This window comes from Streptomyces sp. NPDC059224, from assembly GCF_042754285.1.
In the GTDB taxonomy this organism is placed as follows: Bacteria; Actinomycetota; Actinomycetes; order Streptomycetales; family Streptomycetaceae; genus Streptomyces.
Map to the genome: position 1 here is coordinate 33,325 of NZ_JBHZAN010000013.1, position 17,816 is coordinate 51,140.

Consider the following 17,816-nt stretch of genomic DNA (forward strand, 5'->3'; position numbering starts at 1 on the left):
ATCCGGGAACGCGGAAGGGCCCGCACGACCGGAGTCGTGCGGGCCCTTCCCCAGCTCACTGGATGTCAGCCGTTGCGCTTCCAGCGCGGCTTGTCGTCGCGGCGGCCGAAGGAGCCGGTGCCGCGGTGGTCGTCACGACGGCCGTAGGGGCGGTCGTGCCCGCCGCTGCGGAAGCCCGGGCGGTCGTCGCGGTGGTCGCGGTTGAAGGGACGGTCGCTGCCCCGGTGGCCGGAGGGACGGTCGTCGCGGCGGAAGCCGCCACGGTCACCGCCGTCACGACGGTCGTCCCGGCGGAAACCACCCGACGGACGGTCGTCACGACGCTCGAAGGAACGGCCGCCACGGTCACCGTCACGACGGTCGTCACGACGGAAACCACCCGACGGACGGTCGTCACGGCGGTCACGGCGCTCGTAGTTGCCCCGCTCGTCGCGCTGCTGACGCGGACGCTCGTACGAGGAGGACTCCTGACGGACCGGTGCCTCGACGGCCGGCTGCTCCGCCACCTCGGCCTCGGCCTCGGCCACGGCAGCGGCCTCGGCCACCGCCGTCTCCGGGTCCTCGCCGCGCTCGCGGGCGGCACGGGCGACCAGACGGTCGGCCTCCTCGCGCAGCTCGGCCGCACGGCGGGTGGCCCGCTCCAGCTCCTTGGTGAGCTGGGTGACCTCGCGCTCGGCCTGCTGCGCCGCGTTGCCCGCGGACTCGGCCTGGACCTCGGTCATCGAACGGGCACCGGTGATCTCGGCGACCTCCGGCTCGAAGGCCGTACCGGAGTTGATGATGTGACGGCCGGCGTCGACGCCCGCGTCCTCCATCAGCCGGAAGATCTGCCGGCGCTGGTGCGGGAGGGAGAGGGAGACGACGGTTCCGGTGCGGCCGGCGCGGGCGGTACGGCCCGCGCGGTGCAGGTAGTCCTTGTGGTCGCCGGCCGGGTCCACGTTCAGGACCAGGTCGATGCCGTCGACGTGGATACCGCGGGCGGCGACGTCGGTGGCGACGAGCGCGTTGACGTAACCGTCCTTGAAGTCGGCCAGCGTCCGGGTGCGGGCGCCCTGGGTCATGCCGCCGTGCAGCGCGTCGGCCTTCACACCGGCGTCGCGCAGCTGCTCGGCGATCCGGTCGGCGCCCAGCTGGGTGCGGACGAAGATGATCGTGCGGCCCTTGCGGGAGGCGATCGCGGCGGTGACCGGCGCCTTGTCCTTCGGCTTCACGATGAGGATGTGGTGGGACATCGTCGTGACGTTGCCCTGGGCGCTGTCGACCTCGTGCGTGACCGGGTCGGTCAGGTAGCGCTTGACCAGCGTGGAGATCTCGTTCTCCATCGTGGCCGAGAACAGCATGCGCTGGCCGCCGGCCGGGATCTGGTCGAGCAGCTCGGTGACCTCGGGCAGGAAGCCCAGGTCGGACATCTGGTCGGCCTCGTCGAGGACGGCGATCTGCACGTCCTCCAGGGAGCAGGCGCCGCGGTTGATGATGTCGCGGAGACGGCCGGGGGTGGCGACGAGGATGTCGACGCCGCGCTCCAGGGCGTAGATCTGGTTGCCCATGGACGTACCGCCACAGACGACCTTCATCTTCAGGCCGAGGACGTCGCCGTACGGCTGGAGGGCGTCCGCGACCTGCATGGCCAGCTCACGGGTCGGGGTGAGGATGACGGCGCGGGGGCGCTTCTTCTCGGTACGGCCGCCGGCCAGCGTGGCCAGGGTGGGCAGACCGAAGGAGAGGGTCTTGCCGGAGCCGGTACGGCCACGGCCGAGGATGTCCTTGCCGGCCAGGGCGTCCGGGATGGTCGCGGCCTGGATCGGGAAGGGGCTGGTCACACCGTTCTGCGCGAGCTTGCGCACGACACCCTCGGGGAGACCGAGGGTGGCGAAGGTGATCTGAGGGGTGTCGGTGGTGTCAGTGGTGTCGGTGGTGTCAGCGGTCTCCTCGGAGACCTGGGTCACCAGCTCGTTGTCCTCGTTGTTCTCGGACACGACGAACTGATCAGTACTGGACACGGACATGCGAATGCGAAACCTTCCGGAGTCTCTTCGGCACGCGCCCGTCAACTCCGTGATTCGCTCACGACCGCCTCAATGCGGTCCGCCACGGCAAGGGGAGAGTACGCGCCACACGGCGCGCTCTGCGGTGGCGCCGGGCAAATGGGATCAAACGATCTACCACCATACGCACCCAACACCCCTCAAGGCAAACCCACCCTCAAAGGCCCAGCTCACAGCTAGGCCGGGGCGCCCGCCATCGGGGCCGGTTCCCGCTGGACCAGCTGCGGCCCCGTGTCCTCGTGCGCCGACGAGGACGGCTCGGCGGACGGCGGGTCCGTGACCGGCGGTGGCGGTGTCGGCGAGTCCGGCGGCGGCGTGGGGGAGGCCGCAGGCGGTGTGGGTGACGCCGGTGCCCCCGTCGGCCCGGCCGGCGCTCCCGGCGGCGCGCTGTCGCCCGGCTTCACCACGGCCGTCGGCCCCGCGCTCGCACCCTTGGCCGGCTTGGCGGACGCCGACCCGGACTCCCCCGGCTTCGGCTTTCCTCCATGCCCCCGCTTCCCGTCGGCCGCCTCGCCGCCGTACCCGGCACCGCCCTCGCCGGACACCCCGGAGCCTCCGTCGCCCCCGTCACCGTCCCGGTGCCCGGCGGAGTGCGACGGCTTGGCCTTCCCCGCGTCGTCCCCGACGTTCACACAGCCCGCGGCGGCCGCGACGGCCATCACGGTCACGGCCAGACGGACGGGTACGTACAAGGGGCGCACGGCGGCCACCTCCGGGGGCGGAGAAAGGAGTCAACCTCCCCAACTCCCGTCGCCCGCAGGAGGACACGCAACCGGGGCGTCACCCGTACCCCAGTGCGTGCAGCCGCGCGTCGTCGATGCCGAAGTGATGGGCGACCTCGTGCACCACGGTCACCTCGGTCTCCGCGACGACCTCCTCGCTTGACGCGCACATCCGCAGGGTCGGTCCGCGGTAGACGGTGATCCGGTCCGGCAGCACGCCCGCGTACCACTCGCCGCGGTCGGTCAGCGGGGTCCCCTCGTACAGCCCGAGCAGCTCGGGGTCGGACGGGTCGTCGGGCTCGTCCTCGACGAACACCGCCACGTTGTCCATCAGCCGGGTCAGCTCCGGCGGGATCCGGTCGAGCGCCTCGGCGACCAGTTCCTCGAACTCCTCGCGCGTCATCTCCAGCACAGGCCCATTGTCCGGTACGGAACGCCCGTACGAGAGTCCCGAGCGCCCCGGCATCCAGCCCGGGAGCCACGGCACCCGGGCCAGGAGCCCTCGGCACCCGGGCCGGCAGCCCCCCGGCGTGCAGGCCACGGGCCCCGCCGCCAGGCCGGGTCCCCACGCGCTCGCATACGCGCCCGCAATCCTGGGCATACGGCACCAATGGCCCGCGTCCGAGCCCGAGCCCGCACCCGCCTCCCCGACCTGGAACTCGCCCCCGATGCCCACGCACCGCCCGTCTGGATCCGTGTCCTCGGCCTGACAGCCGTCGTGCTGGCCGGCGCCTGGCTCGGCCTGCTGGTGGTCGGGAACGTCCGGGCCCAGGTCGGCCCGATGGACACGACGATGACCCTGCGCCCGTCACTGCACGGCGGCACGAAGATCAACGTCTCCCCGCTGGGCGCCCTCTACCTGGACACCCACAGCGCGCCGCTCCGCCTGGACGTCAACGTCGACCAGCTCGACCCGGTCCGTTCCCAGGCGCTGGTCGACCACCCCGAACGCCTCTCCGGTCTTCAGGACGAGGTCGCCCAGGACGTCGAGCACGGCACCCTGGACCTGGCCGAACGCTCCTGCGTGGCCGTCGTCTGCGGCGCCACCGCCCTCGGCCTCGCCGTCTACCGCCGCCCGCGCCGTGCCCTGGCCGCCGGCGGCCTCGCCCTCACCCTGCTCACCGCCTCCGGCGTGTCCGCGTACGCCACCTGGAACCCCGAGTCGGTGCTGGAACCGAGGTTCTCCGGCCTGCTCTCCTCGGCCCCCGCCCTGGTCGGCAACGCACGCAGCATCGTCACCGAATTCGACGTCTACCAGAAGGAGTTGGCGCGGCTGGTGACCAATGTGACGAAGCTGTACGACGCCACCTCCACGCTCCCCGCGTACACACCGGACCCGACCACCCTGCGCGTCCTGCACGTCTCCGACATCCATCTCAACCCGGCGAGCTGGAAGATCATCGCTTCGCTGGTGCAGCAGTACGACGTGAATGTGATCGTGGACTCCGGCGACACCATGGATCACGGCACAGCGGCCGAGAACGGCTTCCTGGACCCGATCGCCGACCTGGGCGTTCCCTACGTCTGGGTCCGGGGCAACCATGACTCGGACCTCACGCAGCGCTACCTGTCCCGCATGAAGAACGTGCACGTCCTGGACGACGGCCACGCGGAGACGATCGCGGGGATGCGCTTCGCCGGGATCGGCGACCCCCAGTACACGCCCGACCGCTCGGCGGTGCCGGGCGGGGACACCGCCGAGGAACAGGCCGGGGACCACCTCGCCACCGCCCTGCGGGAACAGCGGGCGGCCGACACCCCGGTGGACGTGGCCATCGCCCATGAGCCGGCGGCCGCGCGTATGTCGGACGGTGAGGTGCCCCTGGTCCTGGCGGGCCATCTCCACCACGAGCAGACCGAGATCCTGGCGCACGGCACCCGACTGCGGGTGGAGGGCTCCACGGGCGGCAGCGGTCTGCGCGCGGTCGAGGGCAAGTATCCGGACCCCATCGAGGCCTCGGTCCTCTATTTCGACCGCGACACCCGTCGGCTCCAGGCCTGGGACGAGATCAAGCTGGGCGGTCTGGGTGAGACGACGGCCGAAGTCAGCCGGCACCTGGCCGCGGAGAACCAGCCCGGCGGCACTCCCTCCCCCACGAAGAGCACGAGGAGCACGAAGAACCCGTCGCCCTCAGGAGGCACGCCCGCCACCCCGGCGCCCTCGGGGTCGTAAACCGTTTTGGCGATACTCCTCGCCATCCCATATGCTTCTCACGTCCCCGACGCGCTGAGAAGCGCCCAGGCGGGCCGATAGCCCTCATCGTCTAGCGGCCTAGGACGCCGCCCTTTCAAGGCGGTAGCACGGGTTCGAATCCCGTTGGGGGCACGCAAGATCGTGTGCGACACTGTTGCACACAAAGCTTGGTCCTGTGGAGCAGTTTGGAGTGCTCGCCACCCTGTCAAGGTGGAGGCCGCGGGTTCAAATCCCGTCAGGACCGCTGGGGTTTCACGTGAAACCTCGTGGCTGGGTAGCTCAGTTGGTACGAGCGATCGCCTGAAAAGCGATAGGTCGCCGGTTCGACCCCGGCCCCAGCCACAGCAGACAGCCCCTCCGGGATTCCGGAGGGGCTGTTCTCTTTCGCCGCACGGACCGATTCCGGCGTTCCTTCGAGATCACGTTGAGTGCATGACGGCTGCATGCCAACGCGGTGGAACCTCACCAAGGGGCACACCGCGGCCGGCCGGGCGCTGGTCAGGGTCGGCTCCGACGGCGGGATCGACCTCCACAACGCCGGCACCGTGCCGGTGGACGCCTGCGCGGACCTGCTGGGCGATGACGACGTCTTCCCGGCAGGCTGGCCCGCTCTCCTTGGCGGCGGGGCCGGCGTGACGCTAGGTTCTGGCGCGTCGACACGTTGTCAGGGTGGGGAAAGATGAGCCGGGACCAGGAATCAGAGCTGGAGAAGGTCCGCGCCAGATACGGCCTGCTGGCCGTCGTCGTCAGCAACCTCGCGATCGCCGCGGTCGCGGTGTTCGGCGTCTGGCGGCTGAGCGGCGACACGTCGGTGATCATCGGCGTTCTCAGCGCGGCCTTCACGGCCGTGAGCAGCATGACCACCGCCTACCTGGGCATCAAGGCGGTGTCCAACACGGCGAAGTCCATGGCTGCGGCCTCGGCTCCCGCCACCTCCACCGCTCCGCCGCCTTCGGCCGCCGCCACCCCTCCAGCCCAGCGAACCCCGTAGGGCGCCCCCACAGCCCCGGCGAACCGCCGGAGGGAAAAGCGTTCGCCATGAATTTCGCCGAGGTGAGATCCTGGACCGCGTATGTCTACGCATCCCGCCCCCGCCCTCGGCGCTCTCGCCCCCCGCCTGACCGAGCTTTCGCTGCGCGACGCGCACCGGCTCGGGCGCAGGCTGGAAGGCGCACGCAAGATCCGTAAGCCGGAGGCCCGGTCCGCCGTCCTCGCGGAGATCGAGGCCGAAGTGGCCAGGGCCGAGGAACGGATGGCCGGCCGACGCGCCGTCGTGCCCGCCGTCTCGTACCCCGAGCAGCTGCCCGTCAGCCAGAAGAAGGACGAGATCGCCGAGGCGATACGCGATCACCAGGTCGTGATCGTCGCCGGTGAGACCGGGTCCGGCAAGACCACGCAGATCCCGAAGATCTGTCTGGAACTCGGGCGCGGTGTCCGGGGCATGATCGGGCACACCCAGCCCCGCCGGATCGCCGCCCGTACCGTCGCCGAGCGGGTCGCCGAGGAGCTGCGCACGCCGCTGGGGGAGGCCGTCGGCTGGAAGGTCCGCTTCACCGACCAGGTGAACCCGGACGCCACCTTCGTCAAGCTGATGACGGACGGCATCCTGCTCGCCGAGATCCAGACCGACCGCGAGCTGCGCGCCTACGACACGATCATCATCGACGAGGCCCACGAGCGGTCCCTCAACATCGACTTCCTGCTCGGCTACCTGGCACAGCTGCTGCCCAAGCGGCCGGACCTGAAGGTGGTCATCACCTCCGCGACCATCGACCCCGAACGGTTCTCCCGGCACTTCGGGGACGCCCCGATCGTCGAGGTCAGCGGTCGGACGTATCCGGTGGAGGTGCGCTACCGGCCCCTCCTCGAAGAGGACACCGAGGACGCCGACCGCGACCAGATCACCGCGATCTGCGACGCCGTCGAGGAGCTCCAGGGCGAGGGCAAGGGCGACATCCTGGTCTTCCTCTCCGGCGAGCGCGAGATCCGCGACACGGCGGACGCGCTGGAGAAGAAGAACTACCGGTTCACGGAAGTGCTCCCGCTGTACGCACGCCTCTCGCACGCCGAGCAGCATCGCGTCTTCCAGCAGCACACCGGTCGCAGGATCGTTCTGGCGACCAACGTCGCCGAGACCTCGCTGACCGTGCCCGGCATCAAGTACGTCATCGACCCGGGCTTCGCCCGGATCAGCCGCTACAGCCATCGCACCAAGGTGCAGCGGCTGCCCATCGAGCCGATCAGCCAGGCCAGCGCCAACCAGCGCAAGGGCCGCTGCGGCCGGACCAGCGACGGCATCTGCATCCGGCTGTACGACGAGGAGGACTTCCTCGCCCGCCCGGAGTTCACCGACGCCGAGATCCTGCGGACCAACCTCGCCTCCGTCATCCTGCAGATGACCGCGGCGGGCCTCGGCGACATCGAGAAGTTCCCCTTCATCGACCCGCCGGACCACCGCAACATCCGGGACGGTGTGCAGCTGCTCCAGGAGCTGGGCGCGCTGAACCCGGACGAGAAGGACGCCCGCAAGCGGCTCACCGACAGCGGCCGCAAGCTCGCCCAGCTGCCCGTCGACCCGCGTCTGGCGCGCATGGTCCTGGAGGCCGACAAGAACGGCTGCGTCCGCGAGGTCATGGTCATCGCCGCCGCGCTCTCCATCCAGGACCCGCGGGAGCGCCCGGCCGACAAGCAGACCCAGGCCGACCAGCAGCACGCCCGCTTCCGCGACGAGACCAGCGACTTCCTCGCCTTCCTCAACCTGTGGCGGTACATCAGGGAGCAGCAGAAGGAGCGCGGCTCCAGTTCCTTCAGGCGGATGTGCAAGCAGGAGTACCTGAACTTCCTGCGCATCCGGGAGTGGCAGGACATCTACTCGCAGCTGCGCACGGTCGCCAAGCAGATGGGCATCCACCTCAACGAGGAGGACGCCCCCGGCGACCGCGTGCACGTCTCCCTGCTCGCGGGTCTGCTGTCGCACATCGGCATGAAGGACGTCAAGGACGGCGCGAAGAACGAGTACCTGGGTGCCCGCAGCGCCAAGTTCGCGATCTTCCCCGGCTCGGCGCTGTTCAAGAAGACTCCCCGGTTCGTGATGTCGGCGGAGCTGGTGGAGACGTCCCGACTGTGGGCGCGGGTCAACGCGAAGATCGAGCCGGAGTGGGTGGAACCCCTCGCCGAGCACCTCCTGAAGCGGACGTACAGCGAACCGCACTGGGAGAAGGACCAGGCGGCCGTGATGGCCCTCGAGAAGGTCACGCTGTACGGCGTGCCGATCGTCGCCGACCGGAAGGTCAACTACGGCCGGATCGACCCGGAGACCAGCCGCGAGCTTTTCATTCGCAACGCGCTGGTCGAGGGCGACTGGCGGACCCACCACAAGTTCTTCGCCGACAACCGCAAGCTGCTGAGCGAGGTCGAGGAGCTGGAGCACCGGGCCCGGCGCCGGGACATCGTCGTGGACGACGACACGCTCTTCGACTTCTACGAGCAGCGGGTGCCCGAACACGTCGTGTCCGGCGCCCACTTCGACTCCTGGTGGAAGCACAAGCGGCACGAGCAGCCGGAGTTCCTCGACTTCGAGCGTGAAATGCTGATCCGGGAGTCGGCGGAGGCGGTCACCAAGGCCGACTACCCGGACTCCTGGCGGCAGGGGCAGCTCAAGTTCCGGGTGACGTACCAGTTCGAGCCGGGCGCGGACGCCGACGGGGTCACCGTCCACGTCCCGCTCCAGGTCCTCAACCAGGTCAGGGACGAGGGTTTCGACTGGCAGATCCCGGGCCTGCGGGAAGAGGTGGTCACGGAGCTGATCCGTACCCTCCCCAAGCCGATCCGCCGCAACTACGTGCCGGCACCGAACTTCGCGAAGCGCTTCCTCGACACCGCGGTCCCGTTGCAGGAGCCCCTGCCGGTGACCATGGCCCGTGAGCTCAAGCGCATGGTGGGTGTTCCCTTCGAGGCCGAGGACTTCGACTGGGCGAAGGTCCCGGACCATCTGAAGATCACCTTCCGGATCGTCGACGAACGGCGCCGGAAGCTGGCCGAGGACAAGGACCTGGAGGCGCTGAAGCTCCGGCTGAAGCCGAAGGCCCGCCAGGCCATCTCACAGGCCGCCGCGGCAACCGCGCAGCGCGAGGGCGGCGAGTCGCTGGAGCGCACGGGCCTGACGGACTGGACGATCGGCGCGCTCACGCGGGTCTTCGAGACACGCCGGGCCGGCCAGCCGGTGAAGGCGTACCCGGCGCTCGTCGACGACGGGGACACGGTCTCGGTCCGGCTCTTCGACACCGAGGAGGAGCAGGCCGAGGCGATGTGGAAGGGCACGCGCAGGCTGATCCTCCGCAACATCCCGGTGAACCCGGCGAAGTTCGCGTCCGAGAAGCTGACGAACGCCCAGAAGCTGGCGCTGTCCGCGAACCCGCACGGCACGATCCAGGCCCTGTTCGACGACTGCGCGATGGCGGCGGCGGACAAGCTGATCGGCGACTTCGGGGGGCCGGTGTGGGACGAGGAGTCGTACCGGAAGCTGTACGACAAGGTGCGCGCGGAGATCGTCGACACGACGGTCCGTACGGTCGGGCAGGTGCAGCAGGTGCTGGCCGCCTGGCAGGCCTGTGAGCGCCGTCTGAAGGGCGTTCGGAGCCCCGCCCTGCTGGCGAACCTGACGGATGTCCGCAAGCAGCTGGACGCCCTGGTGAAGCCGGGCTTCGTGACCTGGGCCGGTATACGGCGGCTCGGCGATCTCATGCGCTATCTGGTGGCCGCCGACCGGCGCCTGCAGCAGATGCCGGCCAACGTCCAGCGGGACACCACCCGGATGGAGAAGGTCCACGAGATGCAGGACGAGTACGCCTGGCTCCTGGAGCAGCTCCCCAAGGGGCGGCCGGTGCCGCAGCAGGTGCTGGACATCCGCTGGATGCTGGAGGAGCTGCGGGTCAGCTACTTCGCGCACGCGCTGGGCACGGCGTACCCGGTCTCCGACAAGCGGATCGTGAAGGCCATCGACTCGGCCGTCCCGTAACCGGCCGGGCACGCTGCGTGAGTTCGACCAGGACCCTCACCCTCCTGTACAGTCCTTCTCGCAGCACAGCGCAGACAAAGTGCCGCAAAACCTGGTCCTGTGGAGCAGTTTGGAGTGCTCGCCACCCTGTCAAGGTGGAGGCCGCGGGTTCAAATCCCGTCAGGACCGCAACAAGCCGAGGCCCGCATCCCCGCAAGGGGAGCGGGCCTCACGCATGCGGCGTGCGCGCCGGCCGCCGCCGGCCACACCGTGCGGCGGGCCAGCCAGGCCGACGCCGGCAACGACCCCTCCCCCACCACCCGGCCAGGACGAAGGCCGCGCCCGCGGCGCAGCCGCAATCCGACACAGCAAATCCCGTCAGGACCGCAACAAGCCGAGGCCCGCATCCCCGCAAGGGGAGCGGGCCTCACGCGCGTCCCCCGACGACTCCGCCGCCCCTCAGGGCCAAGGCACCGACCTGACACCGCACAACCCGTCAGGACCGCACAGCCCGGCGGCACCGGCGCGCCCCCTGCCGCCCTGGCCGGGTACAGGGGGTGCGCTCTTGACGGGGTCACATTCGGTCGGTACCCAGAAGACAGGGCTCGCTTCCCCTCGGCTCCCCCTCTGGAGGTGGCGCATGGCGGCTTCGGTGCGGCATGAGACGCGAGCCCTGTTGCGGGCCCACCTGGCGGCCGCCTCGTCGTACCGGCACCTGACCCGTCACTGCCCGGTCTGTCATCGGCTCCTGCGGCTGGCCATGGATTCCGCCCCGCACGCCGGCGACGCCCCCGAGGACGCCGCGGAGGACGAGGACCCCGTCGGCGCGTGAGAGGGGTGCCGGCCCCAACAGCCGTTCCCCTGTGGGACGGTGGAGCGGTCGGCTCCATTAGCGCACCCGGGTCGGTACAAACAAGCCGTGCGGTATGTGACGGGAGTCACCGTATAAGTTCCTGAAACGGCGGTACTTACACCCCGCCTACAACAAGTCAATTTAATATGTGCAATTGCACCACCCTGAGGCGCCTCCCGCGGTATGCCCGTGAGCTCCCGCCGGACCTCCTTCCCCCCTCCCCCAGGGTGCGTTCACAGGAGATCCGACAGGCCTCCCCAGACTCCGACAAGGCTGCTCACAGAGCCCCCGGTCACGGTCGGCCAGACCTCATGGACACACAAAAAAGATCGCGCTGGACCCGGCGGAGTCCAGCGCGATCTACGACGCACCCTGTGTCGCTGCCTGAGAAGTTCTGTCGGCCTGGGCGTGGGTCCCGTTGGGGCAGGTCCCGCGTCGCTCGGAGCTAGGGTCGGGGCAACTCGGCCAGTTGGGGGACCGGTCGGTTTGCCCGCTATTCAGTTGGTCAGGCCTCGCTGCGCTGCTGCGGAATGCCCGCGAGCAGTGCGCGGACCTCAGCCTCGCGGTAGCGCCGATGTCCGCCAAGCGTGCGGATCGACGTGAGCTTGCCGGCCTTCGCCCACCGCGTGACCGTCTTGGGGTCGACGCGGAACATCGTGGCGACCTCAGCCGGGGTCAGCAGCGGCTCGGCATCAGGGGTGCGAGCGGTCATGAGCGGCCTCCTCGGGAGAACCGAACCTTCTCGGTTCTTTCCTCTAAATTCTGCACCTTGACCCGCGTTGCCCGAAATGGCGGACGCGAGTCGAGTCGGTTATAGGACGAACGGCTTGTCCTCGGCACTACAACTACACCATCCGTCCAGCCGCGTCGGCCAAACCGATGGAATTGCCCTCCCAGGTAGTCATCAGCCGCGGAAGCCGATGGACCATGCCATAGCGGACAGTCACGCCCCTGTGACGATCAGTCACATGGCGATCAGGAGTCGTCAGACCCCCCAAAGCGAGTGCAATGCTGAGATTCCGCCCACAGTGCACCACAAGCGGACGGAAGGAGCCCTCCCCGGACTCCTTGTCCTATTTTGGCACGAGGAGTGGCAAGAGGCGCAAGAGCCGTGTAAGTGCGGTCCGTCACCCTTGACGCAAAAGCCCGGATCGGGACCAACGTCCCGTGCGTTCACTGAAGTGCCGTCAACGTACGTTGTTTCATGGCATCTGGGCCGTGACCTACATCACTCGGTGCGCACACGTCACCGAGGTGTCATCCGGCTGTCACACCATCAGGTGATCCAACAATCAGTACGGAGTGAACGGCATCGGCGCTCACGCGCGAGCTCAGTTCGCGGACCGCCGGTCCCGTACCGCCCGCCAGCGCTCCACCAGCCGCCCGTACGCCTCACCGGCCGCGGTCCCGTCGCCCTGCCGCAGCGCCTCGATGCCGGCCGCCACGTCGGCCGCCGAATGGTCGTCCTCCAGGTCACCGGCCGGCAGGGCGTGCACCAGGCCGCCGTAGTCCAGCTCGACCAGCGAACGCGGATGGAACTCCTCCAGCCAGCGGCCCACGTCCACCAGGCCGTCGATGAGCGGCCCTTCGTCGATGGCGTCCTTCAGCGTGCGCAGCGACCGGGCCACCCGGCGCCGGGCCTGCACCATCGGCGTGCGGTAGCGCAGCATCGGCGGGATCTCGCCGGTGCCCTTCTCGTACCGGCGCTCCTCGTCGGAGACCAGCACGAACCAGTTCAGCGGGACCTGCCAGGTCGCCGTACGGATCCAGGGCCGGGAATCGGGGTTGCGGGCCAGCCACCGCTCGTAGTCCATCGCGGCCTGCCGGCGGACGACCGGCGGCAGCATCGCGTCCAGGACCAGGTTCGGCAGGTCCTCGGGCAGCTCCTGAAGGGCCTGCCAGCCGCGCAGCCGCGTCCGCCACGGGCACACGCACACGACGCCGTCGGCCTCCAGCACGAAGGCCTCCGCGCTCTCCTGCACCGGCACCGGGATCGGCGGGGTGGGCAGCAAGTCGGCCAGCGCACGCCGGAGTTCGTCCTGATAGGACGGCCGCTCAGGACGGCGGGCGTAACGCGCCCAGTGGCCGCGCTCGGGCTCGGGAAAGGCGGCCAGCGGCTCGTACACACGCAGGTACGTCGCGTAGGGGACGACCACCGATGACACCTTGGGCACGCCTGCTCCCTCCCCACCGCACCGGGCTCGAAACCAGCGGAACCCACTTCGGAGCAGCCGCGAAACCACAGCAAATCGTCCCACGCTCATACGTGCACACGCGGCGCGAGAGAGTGATCCTGAACACGGCGCGGATGGTGGGCGGGCAGGAGCTCTACGCTCATGCCACGGCCCCCGCCACCCGTACGGAGGCCCCCGTCTCCACTCGCCGCGAACACAACCGGGAGTCACCACAGTGACCGACGTTTCCACCGGCGTCCTGCACACCCTGTTCCACTCGGACCAGGGCGGTCACGAGCAAGTCGTGCTCTGCCAGGACCGCAAGAGCGGCCTCAAGGCCGTCATCGCCATCCACTCCACCGCGCTGGGCCCCGCCCTCGGCGGCACCCGCTTCTACCCGTACGCCAACGAGGAGGCGGCCGTCGCCGACGCCCTCAACCTCGCGCGCGGGATGTCGTACAAGAACGCCATGGCCGGACTCGACCACGGCGGCGGCAAGGCCGTGATCATCGGGGACCCCGAGCGCGACAAGACCGAGGAGCTGCTGCTCGCCTACGGGCGGTTCGTGGCGTCGCTCGGCGGCCGCTACGTCACCGCCTGCGACGTCGGCACGTACGTCGCCGACATGGACGTCGTGGCCCGCGAGAGCCGGTGGACCACCGGCCGCTCCCCGGAGAACGGCGGCGCCGGCGACTCCTCCGTGCTCACCGCGTACGGCGTCTACCAGGGCATGCGGGCCAGCGCCCAGCACCTGTGGGGCGATCCGTCGCTGCGCGGTCGCACCGTGGGCATCGCGGGCGTCGGCAAGGTCGGCCACCACCTGGTGGAGCACCTGCTGGAGGAGGGCGCCCGGGTGGTGATCACCGACGTGCGCCGGGAGGCCGTCGGCCGGATCTCCGACCGGCACGCCCAGGTCCAGGTCGCCGCCGACACCGAGGCCCTGATCCGGGTCGAGGGCCTCGACATCTACGCACCCTGCGCGCTCGGCGGCGCGCTCGACGACGAGTCGGTGCCGGCGCTGACCGCCAAGGTGGTGTGCGGCGCGGCCAACAACCAGCTCGCCCACCCCGGTGTCGAGAAGGACCTCGCCGACCGCGGGATCCTCTACGCCCCGGACTACGTGGTGAACGCCGGCGGGGTCATCCAGGTCGCCGACGAGCTGCACGGGTTCGACTTCGACCGGTGCAAGGCCAAGGCCGCGAAGATCTTCGACACCACGCTGGCCATATTCGCTCGTGCGAAGGAGGACGGGATTCCGCCGGCCGCGGCGGCCGACCGGATCGCCGAACAGCGGATGCACGAAGCCGCAACGGCGGGCGGCCGCTGACCGAACGCGGGATTTCCGCACGGATTTCCGGTACCCGCCGGCGGGCAGTTGGAGAGAACTCTCACGTTCGTCGGCGGGTCGCCCGCCAGGAAGTGGTTAAAATCGTCGTTGACCAGCGGGGACGGGGCACCTCGCGGGTCGTGCAGCCAGGCGCGTAGTGCGGGCGACGTACCGTATGGGCGCGGGCTCAGGTACCGTGGAAGCCCTACGGACCGGTCTCTCCGAGGAGAGTCCGTTCCGGATCATGAACGCGTGTCAGACTCTGGGGCCGTCGAGCCCCGTCACCGAGGGGGTCGAGCCATGGGGCGCGGCCGGGCCAAGGCCAAGCAGACGAAGGTCGCCCGCCAGCTGAAGTACAACAGCGGTGGGACTGACCTGTCACGTCTGGCCAGCGAGCTGGGCGCATCGACTTCGAGCCAGCCGCCGAATGGCGAGCCGTTCGAGGACGACGACGAGGATGACGACCCGTACGCCCAGTACGCGGATCTTTACAACGACGATGACGACGAGGACGAGGACGACCAGTCCAGTCCCCAGTCTCAACATCGTCGCGGTGCGTAATGCCCGCGGCTGCTTAGCCGTTCACATACCCGGTCCGGGGCTCTGACGCCGGACCGGGTTTTGTGCTGGCCTCATGGCCGGTCGGCCCACGCGCTACGCGTAGTCGCCGACCAGCTCCGCGCCCGTGGTGTGTTCGCCGCGCTCGGTGATCTCGCCGGCCACCCATGCGTCGACCCCGCGGTCGGCCAGTGTGGCCAGCGCCACGTCCACCGATTCCTGCGGGACCATCGCGATCATGCCGACACCCATGTTCAGCGTCTTCTCCAGTTCGAGCCGCTCGACGTTGCCGGTCCGGCCGACCAGGTCGAAGATCGCACCCGGCGTCCAGGTGGCCCGGTCGACGCGCGCGTGCAGGTGGTCCGGGATCACCCGGGCCAGGTTCGCCGCGAGTCCACCGCCGGTCACATGGCTGAAGGCGTGCACCTCGGCGGTGCGGATCAGGGCCAGGCAGTCCAGCGAGTAGATCTTGGTCGGCTCCAGCAGCTCCTCGCCGAGGGTGCGGCCGAGCTCCTCGACATGGGCGTCGAGAGCGAGCCCCGCCTGGTTCAGCAGCACGTGCCGGACCAGGGAGTACCCGTTGGAGTGAAGCCCGGAGGACGCCATGGCGATCACCGCGTCACCCGTACGGATACGATCCGCGCCCAGCAGCCGGTCGGCCTCCACCACACCCGTACCGGCGCCGGCCACGTCGAAGTCGTCCGCGCCCAGCAGGCCCGGGTGTTCGGCGGTCTCGCCGCCCACCAGGGCGCAGCCGGCCAGCACACAGCCCTCGGCGATGCCCTTGACGATCGCGGCGACCCGCTCGGGGTGGACCTTGCCGACGCAGATGTAGTCGGTCATGAAGAGCGGCTCGGCACCGCACACCACGATGTCGTCCATGACCATGGCGACCAGGTCGTGGCCGATGGTGTCGTACACGCCCAGCTGCCGGGCGATGTCGACCTTGGTGCCGACACCGTCCGTGGCGGAGGCGAGCAGCGGGCGCTCGTAGTGCTTGAGGGCGGAGGCGTCGAAGAGGCCGGCGAAGCCGCCGAGGCCGCCGAGGACCTCGGGGCGTCTGGTCTTCTTCACCCACTCCTTCATCAACTCGACGGCGCGGTCGCCCGCTTCGATGTCGACGCCGGCAGCCGCGTAGGAGGCACCGGAGGACTGGCTCTCAGACATTGCCTGGGATCTTTCGGGTTGATGACGAGGCTTACGGGCGACGGATCGCGTCGGCCGCGGCCGTGGCTGCCGGACCGGCGGCCAGCTCGGTCTCCAGGAGCTGCTTGCCCAGCAGCTCGGGGTCCGGGAGCTCCATCGGGTACTCGCCGTCGAAGCAGGCACGGCACAGGTTCGGCTTGGCGATGGTGGTCGCCTCGATCATGCCGTCGATGGAGATGTAGGCCAGGGAGTCGGCGCCGAGCGAGGTGCCGATCTCGTCGATGGTCATGCCGTTGGCGATCAGCTCGGCGCGGGTGGCGAAGTCGATGCCGAAGAAGCAGGGCCACTTCACGGGCGGCGAGGAGATCCGGATGTGGACCTCGGCGGCGCCGGCCTCGCGCAGCATGCGCACCAGGGCCCGCTGGGTGTTGCCGCGCACGATGGAGTCGTCGACGACGACCAGCCGCTTGCCCTTGATGACTTCCTTCAGCGGGTTCAGCTTCAGGCGGATGCCGAGCTGCCGGATGGTCTGCGAGGGCTGGATGAAGGTCCGGCCGACGTAGGCGTTCTTGACCAGACCGTTGCCGAACGGGATGCCCGAGGCCTCCGCGTATCCGACGGCGGCCGGGGTGCCGGACTCCGGGGTCGCTATCACCAGGTCGGCGTCGACCGGGGCTTCCTTGGCGAGCCTCCGGCCCATCTCCACCCGGGACAGGTAGACGTTCCGGCCGGCGATGTCGGTGTCGGGGCGGGCCAGGTACACATATTCGAAGACACAGCCCTTGGGCTTCGCATCCGCGAATCGGGAGGTGCGCAGACCGTTCTCGTCGACGGCGACGAACTCGCCCGGCTCGATCTCGCGCACGAAGCTGGCGCCGCAGATGTCGAGGGCGGCGGACTCGGAGGCGATGACCCAGCCGCGCTCCAGGCGGCCGAGGACCAGCGGGCGGATGCCCTGCGGGTCGCGGGCCGCGTAGAGGGTGTGCTCGTCCATGAAGACCAGCGAGAAGGCGCCCCGGACCTTCGGCAGGACCGCGTGCGCGGCCTCCTCGATGGTCAGCGGCTTGCCGTCGGCGTCGACCTGGGCCGCGAGGAGCGCGGTGAGCAGGTCGGTGTCGTTGGTCGCGGCGACCCGGGTGGACCGGCCGTGGGTGTCCTTGGGGAGGTCGGCGACCATCTCGGCGAGCCGCGCCGTGTTGACGAGGTTGCCGTTGTGGCCGAGCGCGATCGAACCGTGCGCGGTGGCACGGAAGGTCGGCTGGGCGTTCTCCCACACGGACGCACCGGTGGTCGAGTAGCGGGCGTGACCGACCGCGATATGACCCTGGAGCGATCCCAGGGAGGTCTCGTCGAAGACCTGGGAGACCAGTCCCATGTCCTTGAAGACGAGGATCTGGGAGCCGTTGCTGACCGCGATACCCGCGGACTCCTGGCCCCGATGCTGGAGGGCGTACAGCCCGAAGTACGTGAGCTTGGCGACCTCTTCACCGGGAGCCCAGACACCGAAGACGCCGCAAGCGTCCTGGGGGCCCTTCTCGCCGGGGAGCAGATCGTGATTGAGGAGACCGTCACCACGTGGCACGGCACCGAGTGTAGGCGAGATCGACCACTGGTCCGAATTGGGGATACCCGGCCTTAGTGGATCTACGACCGCGGACGCGTTGGTGGCTTTCTTCATCTTCGCAGGTCAGCGCGTTGAGAGGATTCTCCAGCCGGGGTGCCTTCGGGCGGGCCCAAGCCCGCGCAACCCCCTCACACCGTTTCTCTGAGTGAGGTGTCGCACATCATTCGGGGCACCGGA

The 17,816-nt window shown here is 69.7% G+C and carries 13 protein-coding genes and 4 tRNA genes; 10 read left to right on the plus strand and 7 right to left on the minus strand.

All coding sequences use genetic code 11. The annotated features are described in order from the left end of the window. Positions 1-65 precede the first annotated feature (65 nt). From ACFXI4_RS15640 to ACFXI4_RS15650, 3 genes are all read right to left on the minus strand, one after another. Positions 66-2,006 carry a DEAD/DEAH box helicase gene (locus tag ACFXI4_RS15640; protein ID WP_384990775.1) on the minus strand — a complete coding sequence of 647 codons (1,941 nt, stop codon included), beginning with the start codon at positions 2,004-2,006 and terminating at the stop codon, positions 66-68. A 215-nt stretch (positions 2,007-2,221) separates the two neighbouring features. Continuing rightward, positions 2,222-2,746 carry a hypothetical protein gene (locus tag ACFXI4_RS15645; RefSeq protein WP_384990778.1) on the minus strand — a complete coding sequence of 175 codons (525 nt, stop codon included), beginning with the start codon at positions 2,744-2,746 and terminating at the stop codon, positions 2,222-2,224. 79 nt (positions 2,747-2,825) lie between these two features. Further along, entirely contained in the window at positions 2,826-3,179 is a 354-nt protein-coding gene (locus ACFXI4_RS15650; protein ID WP_384990780.1) for a metallopeptidase family protein, read from the minus strand. A 198-nt stretch (positions 3,180-3,377) separates the two neighbouring features. Between ACFXI4_RS15650 and ACFXI4_RS15655 the strand changes: the two genes are divergently transcribed. The 8 genes from ACFXI4_RS15655 to ACFXI4_RS15690 all read left to right on the plus strand — a co-directional run bounded on the left by ACFXI4_RS15655 (position 3,378) and on the right by ACFXI4_RS15690 (position 10,789). Beyond that, positions 3,378-4,940 carry a metallophosphoesterase gene (locus ACFXI4_RS15655; RefSeq protein ID WP_384990782.1) on the plus strand — a complete coding sequence of 521 codons (1,563 nt, stop codon included), beginning with the start codon at positions 3,378-3,380 and terminating at the stop codon, positions 4,938-4,940. A gap of 80 nt (positions 4,941-5,020) precedes the next feature. Further along, positions 5,021-5,093, plus strand: a tRNA-Glu gene (locus ACFXI4_RS15660). A 37-nt stretch (positions 5,094-5,130) separates the two neighbouring features. Continuing rightward, positions 5,131-5,205 (plus strand) — tRNA-Asp (locus tag ACFXI4_RS15665). A 24-nt stretch (positions 5,206-5,229) separates the two neighbouring features. Next, positions 5,230-5,303 (plus strand) — tRNA-Phe (locus ACFXI4_RS15670). Between the two features lie 337 nt (positions 5,304-5,640). Continuing rightward, positions 5,641-5,952 (plus strand): hypothetical protein, encoded by a 312-nt coding sequence (locus tag ACFXI4_RS15675; RefSeq protein ID WP_362723094.1) that lies wholly within the window; start codon positions 5,641-5,643, stop codon positions 5,950-5,952. 81 nt (positions 5,953-6,033) lie between these two features. Beyond that, positions 6,034-9,978 (plus strand): ATP-dependent RNA helicase HrpA, encoded by a 3,945-nt coding sequence (gene hrpA / locus ACFXI4_RS15680; RefSeq protein WP_384990786.1) that lies wholly within the window; start codon positions 6,034-6,036, stop codon positions 9,976-9,978. Positions 9,979-10,071: 93 nt separating this feature from the next. Then, positions 10,072-10,146 (plus strand) — tRNA-Asp (locus ACFXI4_RS15685). A gap of 451 nt (positions 10,147-10,597) precedes the next feature. Next, positions 10,598-10,789, plus strand: coding sequence for a DUF6274 family protein (locus tag ACFXI4_RS15690; protein ID WP_362729472.1), 192 nt, complete (start codon positions 10,598-10,600; stop codon positions 10,787-10,789). Positions 10,790-11,315: 526 nt separating this feature from the next. On the opposite strand, the gene bldC is transcribed toward ACFXI4_RS15690, so the two are convergent. Both bldC and ACFXI4_RS15700 read right to left on the minus strand, forming a co-directional pair. After that, positions 11,316-11,522 carry a developmental transcriptional regulator BldC gene (bldC, locus tag ACFXI4_RS15695; RefSeq protein ID WP_003949541.1) on the minus strand — a complete coding sequence of 69 codons (207 nt, stop codon included), beginning with the start codon at positions 11,520-11,522 and terminating at the stop codon, positions 11,316-11,318. A 619-nt stretch (positions 11,523-12,141) separates the two neighbouring features. Continuing rightward, positions 12,142-12,984, minus strand: coding sequence for a hypothetical protein (locus ACFXI4_RS15700; protein ID WP_384990789.1), 843 nt, complete (start codon positions 12,982-12,984; stop codon positions 12,142-12,144). A 235-nt stretch (positions 12,985-13,219) separates the two neighbouring features. Between ACFXI4_RS15700 and ACFXI4_RS15705 the strand changes: the two genes are divergently transcribed. Together ACFXI4_RS15705 and ACFXI4_RS15710 are read left to right on the plus strand one after the other, a co-directional pair. Beyond that, complete coding sequence (locus ACFXI4_RS15705) at positions 13,220-14,311, plus strand: Leu/Phe/Val dehydrogenase (RefSeq protein WP_384990791.1); 1,092 nt, start codon at positions 13,220-13,222, stop codon at positions 14,309-14,311. A gap of 300 nt (positions 14,312-14,611) precedes the next feature. After that, a complete protein-coding gene (locus ACFXI4_RS15710) occupies positions 14,612-14,872 on the plus strand; it encodes a DUF3073 domain-containing protein (protein ID WP_132888208.1) in 261 nt (86 codons plus the stop codon). Positions 14,873-14,965: 93 nt separating this feature from the next. Here the strand turns inward: ACFXI4_RS15710 and purM are convergent, their stop codons facing one another. Next, entirely contained in the window at positions 14,966-16,036 is a 1,071-nt protein-coding gene (purM, locus tag ACFXI4_RS15715; protein ID WP_362727288.1) for a phosphoribosylformylglycinamidine cyclo-ligase, read from the minus strand. Positions 16,037-16,067: 31 nt separating this feature from the next. Beyond that, complete coding sequence (gene purF, locus ACFXI4_RS15720; protein WP_384990795.1) at positions 16,068-17,597, minus strand: amidophosphoribosyltransferase; 1,530 nt, start codon at positions 17,595-17,597, stop codon at positions 16,068-16,070. Positions 17,598-17,816: the final 219 nt, after the last annotated feature.